The sequence below is a fragment of the Pseudomonas mosselii genome, from assembly GCF_005796105.1.
GTDB classification, from domain to species: Bacteria; Pseudomonadota; Gammaproteobacteria; order Pseudomonadales; family Pseudomonadaceae; genus Aquipseudomonas; species Aquipseudomonas mosselii_C.
The window spans coordinates 83,034-92,985 of sequence record NZ_VAUO01000013.1 but is presented as its reverse complement, the minus strand read 5'-3'; the positions used below and the strand labels follow the sequence as shown (position 1 = coordinate 92,985).

Below are 9,952 nucleotides of genomic sequence, written 5' to 3'. Positions count from 1 at the left end.
GTCAGGAAGTGTTTATCCATGCGCAGAAGGACCAGAACACGCAGGTCAATAACAACCAAACACTCGCGGTTGGCGTAGACCGCACCCAAAAGATTGGCCAGGACGAGACCATTGCCGTCGGCCGTAACCGCCTGCGTGCAGTGAAAGCCAACGACACGCTGAAAGTCGGCGGCGGAAAGAACGACCTGATTGCCGGCGACTATGAAGTGGAAGCCGGTAACACGATACGCCTCAAGTGCGGAAAGACACTTATCGAAATGCATGCCAACGGCACCCTCAATATCACCTGCGAGACGTTCAACCTCACCGGCCAGCAGAGCGGGCAGATCAATACGCCCGCAGCGAAGCTCGATCTTAACCCTGAGGGCGGGCAAGCAGGCGCTACTGCAAACGGCCGAGCGAGCGGAGGGTTAAAGGCCGACGTAGATGGGCATTTCGAATGATGCAACCGGTGACCACGAAAACTCCAGAAAGGACCTCTGCGAATGACTGAATACCTGACTCAAGATGTGCTACTCGATCTAGGAGAGGAAGCACCCGAAGACCTGACACTGAACATGCTGCGCTTCGCCAACCGGGGAACGACATTGGTAGTGGCTCGCAGCCCGGTCACACACAACAAGACATTGGACGAAGCCATTGAAGATCAACTCAACGTGCTCCGCAAAAAATCGAAGGCAATGGCCATCACAGCCACCCAGGTCGCACGCCTGGGGGACAAAGAGCAGTTCGTGGAGGCTCGCGAGATGGCCATCCAATTCATGGTCGGTGAGAAGCTCAACTTTCAACTCCAAGCGGCCTGCCTGGTGCCCTATCAGCAACGCTTGCTAGTGCTCAACTACAGCAAGCCAGGCCCATTGAGTGATAGCGATATCGAACACTGGCGCGGGATTAAACAAAAGCTCCGATTTACCTGACCTCCTCTTCTGCTCAGGCCAATTCCTTTCTAACCACGTAGAGCTTGAAACCTATGGCGCAAACTGTCCATGCAGCTCGTGAGGGCGATGCAATCCTACATCCGTCGCTTGCCGCCGAAATGATCAGCGCAATCGCCGAGGCCGTTATTTACGCAGCAGCAACTGCTGCCGTTGCCGCCGCCATCAGTCTGGCCGTTGTAGGCACCGCAGCGACCGGGGGGGTAGCCGGCATCGCCATCGCTGCCGTCGCCGGCGTGGCAGTCGGCGCTATGAGCACCCTTTCGGTCGGCGAAGATCAGACTATTGGAGGTGCGATCTCCAGTTTCTGCGACGATCTTGGCAACAGTGTCGACGCACCTGATCCCTACGGAAAGATTGAAAGCGGGTCAGCTAATGTCTTCATCAACAGCAAGCCTGCCGCTCGCGCAGCGGGTATTACCGGACCACCGGGCGGCGGAGCGGCCGAGGGCGAGCAAGCCGAACCTTCTATCTTGGAAAATGTGGGTTCCATGGCGATGGCGGCGGCGCCCTACCTGTTTCCGGTCTTGGGATTGGGCATGGCGATCCGTGACATCTTCAACCCGCCCGTCACTACGCCTAAGGATCCTGATGCAAAGCCCAGGGACGAAGATACGACTTCCTGCAGCCGCCATCCACCTCTGCCCGACAACTTTATCGCCCAGGGATCGGATAACGTTTTCATCAATGGCCAACCCGCTGCACGATCAGGTGACAAGACCACCTGCGATGCCACTATCGATGTGAATGAGAAAGTGTCGCCGAATGTGCGTATTGGCGGCGGAACGGCGACGGTTCGCGACATTCGTAATGGCAAAAGCAAGATTGCGATGTTCACAGGGATTATTGCCGGGATACTCATTTCCCGGCGGATAAAATTTCGTCCTCGCCCCTTGAAAAGCATGTTTCCCTTCTCGCTTTTCAAACGCTGCGTAGGGAATCCGGTCATTGTGTCGACTGGAAGCAAAGTGCTCAGGGGTCCGGAGGATGTCGATTTCAGTCTTCCGGGCTTGCTGGGAATTGAATGGGCGCGTGGTTATGACAGCAATGATATACGCCGTGACGGCCTCTTCGGAATGGGCTGGAGTGTCCCCTACGAGGCAGAGCTGGTACGCGTCCCGCATCCTCAAGGGGGGCAGCTGTGGATCTATATCGACGAGGAAGGTAACCGCTTGGAATTGGGGAGCCTCAGCGCTGGCGATGCTTTCGTTAGTGTCACGGACGGCCTTGCATTCTTCCAGCTGGAAGGCGGTCAGACCGTTGTCGAGGATATCAACGAAGGCCGCTACCAAATCTTTGACACCGATCCTTTCAACCCACAGCGCTCACGCCTGACACGCATCGGTGACCGCAACCTCAACGTGATCGACCTAATGTATGACGACCAGGGCCGATTACAGGTTCTATACGACAAATATGGCCGAACCATTGTTCAACTGCACTATGACCTACGTCACCCGAATCGAGTAAACAAAGTTTCACAAGCTTTTCCAAAGAACAGCGAACCACTCGTTATAGAACGTAACGAGACACTGGTGAGCTACCGGTATACCGAAGACGGGCAGTTGCATGAAGTGCTTGATGCCACTGGTCAACTGATCCGCCGCTTTACTTACAACGCCGAGGGTTATCTCAACAGTCATCAGCTGGCTAGCGGCGCTGTGCGTCACTACGAGTGGGAAAAATTCAGTATTCCTACCAAGCGTCCAACGCCAAAACGCACCGATGGCACGCCCTACTCCTTGCCGCCTTTGCTTGAGCCACAACCTGATCACGAGTGGCGGGTGGTACGTCACTGGGGGAGCGATGGCGAGGAATACCGGTTCGAATATAACCTGGAAGACGGTGAAACATTCGTCACCGACAGCCTCGGCCGGCAGAGTCGCTACCACTGGGGGCCGATGTACGAGGTGTACAAGTACATAGACCCGCTTGGTAACTGCTGGCAAGAGGAGATCGTTGCCGGCCAACTGGTCAAGAGCATCGACCCTCAGGGCGGAGAATGGCGTTACAGCTACGACGATCTTGGCCGCTTGATCGAAACCCGTGATCCTCTCGGCCGCAGTGAACAGATCGAGTACTTGCGGCACTGGGCGCTACCCGTTCAAGTCAGCGATGGCGCAGGGCGCACCCAGCGCTACGGCTATGATGCTCATGGCAATCTGCTGTGGGAGCAGGACTCACTAGGGCGTAGCACCCAATACCAATACAACCCGGAAGGCCGCGTTACCCGCATTGTCGATGCCCTTGAAAAAACCAAGCATCTGGCGTGGAACACCCGTGGCCAGCTACTCTGCTACCGCGACTGCTGCAATGCCGAGACCCTGTACCACTATGACTCGCACGGCCGATTGCGCGAAAGCATCAATGCCCGTGGTGAACACACCCTCTTCCGCTATGACGCACGTGGCTACCTGATTGAAAGCGAACGCCCTGACGGGCGCATCGATCGCTATGAGGTGGATGCAGCAGGCCAACTCACACGCTACATCGACCCTGCACAGAAGAAGCTGCAGTTTCGTTACGATTGCAGTGGTCGCATGATCGAGCGCGTAGATGCCATGGGCTATCGCGTGAAGTTCAGTTATGACGCTTATGGCCGCTTGCTCCAACTCACGAATGAAAACGAAGAATCCTATCGCTTCGGTTGGGACAATCTAGATCGCCTGATCGCACAGGAAGACCTGGATGGCAGTGGGCGCATTTATGAATACGATGTGCTTGATGGAGTCACCAGTCTCACCCATGTGCCCTCCCCTCATGAACAAGCACCACTGTCCGATAACGCCCCAGCAACGCGGACGGCTTCGATCCGCCACGATTTCAAGCGCGATGCGGTTGGCCGCCTGCTGAGTAAGCGCACCGAGGATGGTGTTACAGTCTACAGCTACGACACCGCCGATAACCTAATAGCCATCACCTTCACGGACAACCAGGGCGAGAAGCAGCAACTCAATTACACCTTCAACGCCAATGGGCAATTGCTGAGCGAAACCAACAGTGCTGGCCTGCTGCAGTACCACTATGACGAGCTGGGCAATCTGCAGACCCTGGTCCTGCCCGACCAGCGCGAACTCAACTACCTGTACTATGGCAGTGGGCACCTGCACCAGATCAACCTGAATGGGGGAGTCATCAGCGATTTCGAGCGCGATGCAGTGCACGATGAGGTACTGCGTACCCAAGGCAAGCTGGTTACGCGCACTCGCTACGACAGCTGCGGTCGTCTGGCCGGCAAGGCGATCCACTACCGCGATGCCCCTATTGAAGCACTACCGCTGCTGGACAAATCCTACAGCTACGATCCTAGCGACAACCTGATTGCCGAGGTACTGACACAGACCCAGCGCACAGGAGTGGTCAGCGCCACCAACGATGAGAACGCTCACCTCGAACAAATCATCGGCCGCTTCCTTGACCTTCCACACACCAGCAAGAGCTATTCGGGGCGCAATCAATACGGCTATGACCTGAATGAGCAATTGCAAACCGTGCAGCAGTCGCGCCCCAGCTGGCAGACCACGCAAGTCGAGGATTTCAAGTACGACAAAGCTGGTAATCTATTCGACGGCCCCAAGCTCAACGGCCTGATCAAGCACAACCGGGTGCTAGTGTATCAGGACAAGCGCTACCGCTATGACCGTTTTGGACGATTGTGCGAGAAGCGGATCGGCAGCAATTGGGTACAGTATTTCGAGTATGACGCCGAGCATCGACTGATTTGTGTGGAGCAGTATCGGAGCAGCGAGCATGAACGAGTAGTTTTTACCTACGACCCACTCGGCAGGCGCATCAGTAAAGAGATCCATCAGAAGGATTATCCAGAGCCACGTCGGAGGGTGCATTTCCACTGGCAAGGATTGCGCCTACTACAGGAAGTGGAAAGCGGACTGGCTAGTTTGTACGTGTACGACACTCCGGATAGTTACGAACCTCTGGCACGCATAGACGGTAAACCGGGCAACGAGACGTTTCAATACTTCCATAGCAATCTAGCTGGGTTACCGGAGCAGTTAACTGACTCTAGTGGCAATGCGACTTGGCAAACTGACTATCAAGGCTGGGGGAAAAAACATGATGAATGGGCCTGCAAGCAGCAAGCTCGCGAACAAAACCTACGATATCAAGGTCAATACATTGACCGAGAGACTGGACTTCACTACAACACATCTAGATACTACGATCCCGACATAGGACGCTTTACACAAAATGATACAATAGGCATAAGCGGAGGAATCAACCTCACCGCATACAGCCCTAACGCATTCACTTATGCCGACCCACTTGGATTGGCAGTTGAGCAGATACCTTACGGCGACGGCCTAAGCCAAAGCGTGATAAACCAAAGGATCATCGAAGGGAATTTTAACGCTGCAAAAACAAATTACGCCGCAATTAAGTATTCTCTCAACGGCAAAGAACACATTGAGGTTATGCGAAACACACCTGGGGGGCTTCACTCCGAAGAGAAGCTTCTGGCAAAATACGCAAACAGGTCAGGAGTCACTATTAATGAAATATACTCCGAGCGACGACCGTGCCCTGGATGCAATTCGCTCGTAAATAGACACTCTCCCAAAAACACATTTTCTTTCCAATACAGCACCTCAGGTCGCAGCGCCCTACAATCCGCACTATCCAATATCAAAAAAACCATTTGCTGAGAAACACCATGACCCCTATAGCACTCGCGCTCATACAAACTCAAACACCACTAAGTAGTGAACAACTGAGATCAACCAACGTCTCCTCCATAATAAGCGACATAATCCCCCTACTGAAAAAATACCAAAACAACGGACTTGAGTTTTATAGCAAGCTTTACATCAATGCAACATTAGGAACTCCGACAATTTTCTTCGGCCATGATTTTTTCGGCTGCTTCGGAATTAACACAACAGACAACCACATTGAATACATAACCAAAGAAGACGACGCCATTAGAACTATATTTTGCAACTCTACAATAGGAAGTTTTCTCCGCTTCAACAACTCTTTCATTGACTTGGTACATGAAAAAATCGCCTCAAACCCGAGTGACTTCGAAACAAAAATCACGAAACTGACACGCATTTACTCTGAAGAAGATCCTGTAGCAATGGAGTGTGAAGGGAATTTCTGGCCACTACGCACTTACGAACTGGAGGAAGACTTCTTTCCTCTAGATGATTCGAAAGTCATTCTCTACTCCAAGTACCAATAATTACAAATACAACCGAAGTCATACCGCGAAATCTCCTGGCNATTCTCTACTCCAAGTACCAATAATTACAAATACAACCGAAGTCATACCGCGAAATCTCCTGGCCCCATGTAGTCGCAGGCACCGAAGGCTCCGACGACTGGCGTAAACCGATCATCTAACCCGGCTGAACACCCCTGGCAGGCATGCCCTGCCGGGGGTGTTTGAACTCTCAGACGGCGGAAGGATTTTTCATGCCCAGCCAATCTGATTTGCGGTACACCTTCGAGCCACTCGTTGGCAATGCCGAATTTGAAGTGGTGTCGTTCGAACTCAAGGAAGCGATCAGCGCGCCTTTCACCCTCGAATTGCAACTGATCAGCTTCGATCCCGACATCGATTTCGGCCAACTACTGGATAAACCCATCGTGTTCACGATCTGGGATGGCAAAGGTCCGGTGCGCCACGTGCACGGGCTGGTCAGCCGTTTCAGTCAGGGAAACTCCGAACAAGTTGCTCATCAGTTGAAAATGGGCAGCTTAGGGATTTTCCGATCAAGTCAGCACAGACCATCTGACCTGTGCTGACTTGATCGGAAAATCCCTAGGCCTACCTACACCCTTCATCGATCACCCCCTAATGAAAACCCCTTACGCAGCCCTGACCCTCCCACCCAATACCCGCCTAGAACCAGACGAACTGCTGGAAAACTTTCTCAAAGCCGCCTGCAAGCTCAACCCCGAGGCAGTGCCGGAGGGTTTGTATGAAGCGGTGGTGAGGACTTGGACGGAGCACTGAGCATGCCCGGACATGGAGCCATTCGCCTGGGCGATACGCATTCGGGCGGGGGAAGGATGATCGAAGCCAACGGCGTGATGATCGACGGTCAAGCGCAGTGCGTGCTGGGCGACAACGCGCAGTGCCCGCTGCATGTGGGGATTTATCCGCTGGTCAGCGGCGGCGACGGCAGCGTGTTGTTCGAGGGGCAACCGTTGATCTTCGAGCCAGCGGAACTGGCGTGCGGCTGCCAGGTGTTTTCAACGTGTACGCGGGGCATGCAAAAGCGTGAGAGGCCAGCGTTACTGGGGAAAACATCGTGGCGACACCACGCGCGGGACGTTATGTTTTGTTGACCGCAAAAACGGGGGCCGCTTTGCGACCCCCGTTCAACCTGGCTTACGCCAAGCTCTTGCTCACCACTTCATACACATCGCTGGACAGCGCCCCGGACGCCAGGATCCGCTCCAGCTCGCCCTTCATCAACACCTGCCGCGCATCGTCGTACTTGCGCCAGCGGGTCAGCGGCGCCAGCTGGCGCGAAGCGATCTGCGGGTTGAGCGCGTTGAGTTCGATCACCAGGTCCGCCAGGAAGCGATAGCCCGAGCCGTCGGCAGCGTGGAAGTTGACCAGGTTCTGCCCGGCAAAGGCACCCACCAGCGCACGCACCTTGTTCGGGTTCTTCAGGGTGAAGGCAGGGTGCTGCATCAATGCCTGAACCCGCGCCAGACCACCCGGCAAGCTGCTGGCAGCCTGTACGCTGAACCACTGGTCCATGACCAGCGGATTGTCCTTGAAGTGCTCGGCGAAGCTTTCCAGGGCGTTGGCCCGCTCGGCCTCGAACGGCGAGTTGACCAGCACCGCCAGCGCCGTGAGGCGCTCGGTCATGTTGTCGCAGTGCTCGAACTGCTCCAAGGTCGCCTCCAGCACCTGCGGCTTGCCGGTCAGCATCAGGTACGACAGGGCGATGTTCTGCAAGCTGCGGCGGGCGAAGTGCTCGGCGGCAGCCACGTAGGCGGTGTTGCGCGACACCTCGCGGTTGGCCTGGTAACGCGCCCACAGGGCGTCGAACAGCTGCTCGGCGATCTGCTGGCGGGCGAACTCGCGGGCAGCATGGATAGCGTCCACATCCACCACCTGGCTGATTTCGGTGAGGTAGGCCTCGCCCGGCAGCGAGAGCATCTCGGCGACCATGGCGGCGTCCAGCGCTTGATTGCCCAGCACGGTGCCCAGCGCGGTGATCAGGCGCTGGTCGAGCGTGAGGGCCTGGCCACGCTGGTACTGGCCGATCAACTCTTGCAGGACCTGCACCGACAGCTGCTGGCCAGCCTCCCAACGGTTGAAACCATCGCTGTCGTGCTGCATGAGGAACATCAGCTGGTCGCGATCGTACGGGAAGCTCAGCTTGACCGGCGCACTGAAGCCGCGCAGCAGCGAAGGCAGCGGCTTGGCGCCGAGCCCTTCGAAGGTGAAGGTCTGTTCGGCCTCGGTCACCGACAGCACGCGGCTGGTGCCCACGGCCGCGTCCTCGCCGACCAGGCGCAGCGGCAGGTCGTTGCCTGCGGCATCCAGCAAGCCCAGCGCCACCGGGATCACGAACGGCAGCTTGTCCTGCTTGTCCGGGGTCTGCGGGCAGCTCTGGCGGAAGGTCAGGCTGTAGCGCTGGGCGTCGGCGTCATACTGCTCGCTCACTTCCAGGCGCGGGGTGCCGGCCTGGCTGTACCAGCGCTTGAACTGGGTCAGGTCGACGCCGTTGGCATCTTCCATGGCCTTGATGAAGTCGTCGGTGGTTACCGCCTGGCCATCGTGACGTTCGAAATACAGGTCGCTGCCCTTGCGGAAGCCCTCGGCGCCCAGCAGGGTGTGGACCATGCCCACGACTTCTGCGCCCTTCTCGTACACGGTCAGGGTGTAGAAGTTGGAGATCTCGATGAAGCTGTCCGGGCGCACTGGATGCGCCATGGGGCCGGCGTCTTCGGCGAACTGGTGGGTACGCAGGTAGGCGACGTCCTCAATGCGCTTGACCGTGCGCGAGTTCATGTCGGCGCTGAACTCGGCGTCGCGGTACACCGTGAAGCCTTCCTTGAGCGACAGCTGGAACCAGTCGCGGCAGGTGACGCGGTTGCCCGACCAGTTGTGGAAGTACTCGTGGGCGACCACCCCTTCGACACGCTGGTGCGCAGCGTCGGTAGCGGTTTCGGCGCGGGCCAGCACGCAACTGGAGTTGAAGATGTTCAGGCCCTTGTTTTCCATCGCGCCCATGTTGAAGTCGTTGACCGCGACGATCATGAAGATGTCCAGGTCGTACTCGCGCCCATAGACTTCTTCATCCCAGCGCATGGACTTCTTCAGGCTGACCATGGCGTGGTCGCACTTGTCGATGTTCTCGGGCTCGACATAGATGCGCAGGGTCACATCGCGACCGGACTGGCGGGTGAAGCTGTCCTCGACGCACCACAGGTCACCGGCCACCAGCGCGAACAGGTAGGCAGGCTTGACGAACGGGTCTTCCCAGGTTGCCCAGTGACGGCCGTCCTCGGCTGGGCCGCTGCCCACCGGGTTGCCGTTGCTCAGCAGCACCGGGTAGCGGTGCTGCTCGGCGATCACCGTGGTGGTGAAGCTGCTCATCACGTCCGGGCGGTCGAGGTAGTAGGTGATCTTGCGAAAACCCTCGGCTTCGCACTGGGTACAGAACATCTTGCCCGACTTGTACAACCCTTCGAGCGCGGTGTTGCGCTCAGGGTGGATCTTCACGCTGGTATCCAGGGTGAAACGCTCGGCCGTGGGCTGTACGGTCAGGCTGCTGTCGTCGAGCTGGTAGTCACTTGGCTGTAGCTCTGCGTCGTCCAGCGACACCCGCAGCAGTTCCAGTTGCTGGCCGTCCAGCACCAAAGGCGGCAATCCGGCACCACGCGCGGGGTTGCGGCGCATGACCAGTTGCGCATGCACAAGGCTGTGATCCTCGAACAGCTCGAAGGTCAGGTGCGTCTCGTCGATCAGGTACTCGGGGGCCTGGTAGTCCTTGAGGTAGATCACTTGCGGTTGTTCAGTGCGCATG

At 56.7% G+C, this 9,952-nt stretch carries 8 protein-coding genes; 7 read left to right on the top strand and 1 reads right to left on the bottom strand.

From position 1 onward, the window contains the following. The 7 genes from FEM01_RS20875 to FEM01_RS20850 form a co-directional block, all read left to right on the top strand. Positions 1-443, top strand: a 443-nt coding sequence (locus FEM01_RS20875) for a bacteriophage T4 gp5 trimerisation domain-containing protein (protein WP_431188618.1), incomplete at its 5' end; no start/stop codon positions are given. Between the two features lie 42 nt (positions 444-485). Continuing rightward, the gene (locus FEM01_RS20870) at positions 486-917 is read left to right on the top strand and encodes a DcrB-related protein (RefSeq protein WP_138221356.1); all 432 of its coding nucleotides are present in this window, start codon (positions 486-488) and stop codon (positions 915-917) included. A 53-nt stretch (positions 918-970) separates the two neighbouring features. Further along, the gene (locus FEM01_RS20865) at positions 971-5,599 is read left to right on the top strand and encodes an RHS repeat-associated core domain-containing protein (protein WP_138221355.1); all 4,629 of its coding nucleotides are present in this window, start codon (positions 971-973) and stop codon (positions 5,597-5,599) included. Between the two features lie 8 nt (positions 5,600-5,607). Then, positions 5,608-6,138, top strand: coding sequence for a hypothetical protein (locus tag FEM01_RS20860; protein WP_138221354.1), 531 nt, complete (start codon positions 5,608-5,610; stop codon positions 6,136-6,138). Positions 6,139-6,371: 233 nt separating this feature from the next. Then, complete coding sequence (locus FEM01_RS20855) at positions 6,372-6,704, top strand: contractile injection system protein, VgrG/Pvc8 family (protein ID WP_431188617.1); 333 nt, start codon at positions 6,372-6,374, stop codon at positions 6,702-6,704. 52 nt (positions 6,705-6,756) lie between these two features. Next, positions 6,757-6,915, top strand: coding sequence for a hypothetical protein (locus tag FEM01_RS24240; protein WP_171031001.1), 159 nt, complete (start codon positions 6,757-6,759; stop codon positions 6,913-6,915). A gap of 2 nt (positions 6,916-6,917) precedes the next feature. Further along, positions 6,918-7,250 (top strand): PAAR domain-containing protein, encoded by a 333-nt coding sequence (locus FEM01_RS20850; RefSeq protein WP_138221353.1) that lies wholly within the window; start codon positions 6,918-6,920, stop codon positions 7,248-7,250. Positions 7,251-7,293: 43 nt separating this feature from the next. Here FEM01_RS20850 and pepN read toward each other — a convergent pair whose 3' ends face one another. Beyond that, positions 7,294-9,951, bottom strand: coding sequence for an aminopeptidase N (gene pepN / locus FEM01_RS20845; protein ID WP_138221352.1), 2,658 nt, complete (start codon positions 9,949-9,951; stop codon positions 7,294-7,296). Between the last annotated feature and the right edge of the window lies 1 nt (position 9,952).

What these genes read in the sequence shown, in the direction of transcription:
- pepN (WP_138221352.1), bottom strand. Translation starts at nt 9,951, where the DNA reads ATGCGCACTGAACAACCGCAAGTGATCTACCTCAAGGACTACCAGGCC.
- FEM01_RS20870 (WP_138221356.1), top strand. Translation starts at nt 486, where the DNA reads ATGACTGAATACCTGACTCAAGATGTGCTACTCGATCTAGGAGAGGAA.
- FEM01_RS20865 (WP_138221355.1), top strand. Translation starts at nt 971, where the DNA reads ATGGCGCAAACTGTCCATGCAGCTCGTGAGGGCGATGCAATCCTACAT.
- FEM01_RS20855 (WP_431188617.1), top strand. Translation starts at nt 6,372, where the DNA reads ATGCCCAGCCAATCTGATTTGCGGTACACCTTCGAGCCACTCGTTGGC.
- FEM01_RS20850 (WP_138221353.1), top strand. Translation starts at nt 6,918, where the DNA reads ATGCCCGGACATGGAGCCATTCGCCTGGGCGATACGCATTCGGGCGGG.
- FEM01_RS20860 (WP_138221354.1), top strand. Translation starts at nt 5,608, where the DNA reads ATGACCCCTATAGCACTCGCGCTCATACAAACTCAAACACCACTAAGT.
- FEM01_RS24240 (WP_171031001.1), top strand. Translation starts at nt 6,757, where the DNA reads ATGAAAACCCCTTACGCAGCCCTGACCCTCCCACCCAATACCCGCCTA.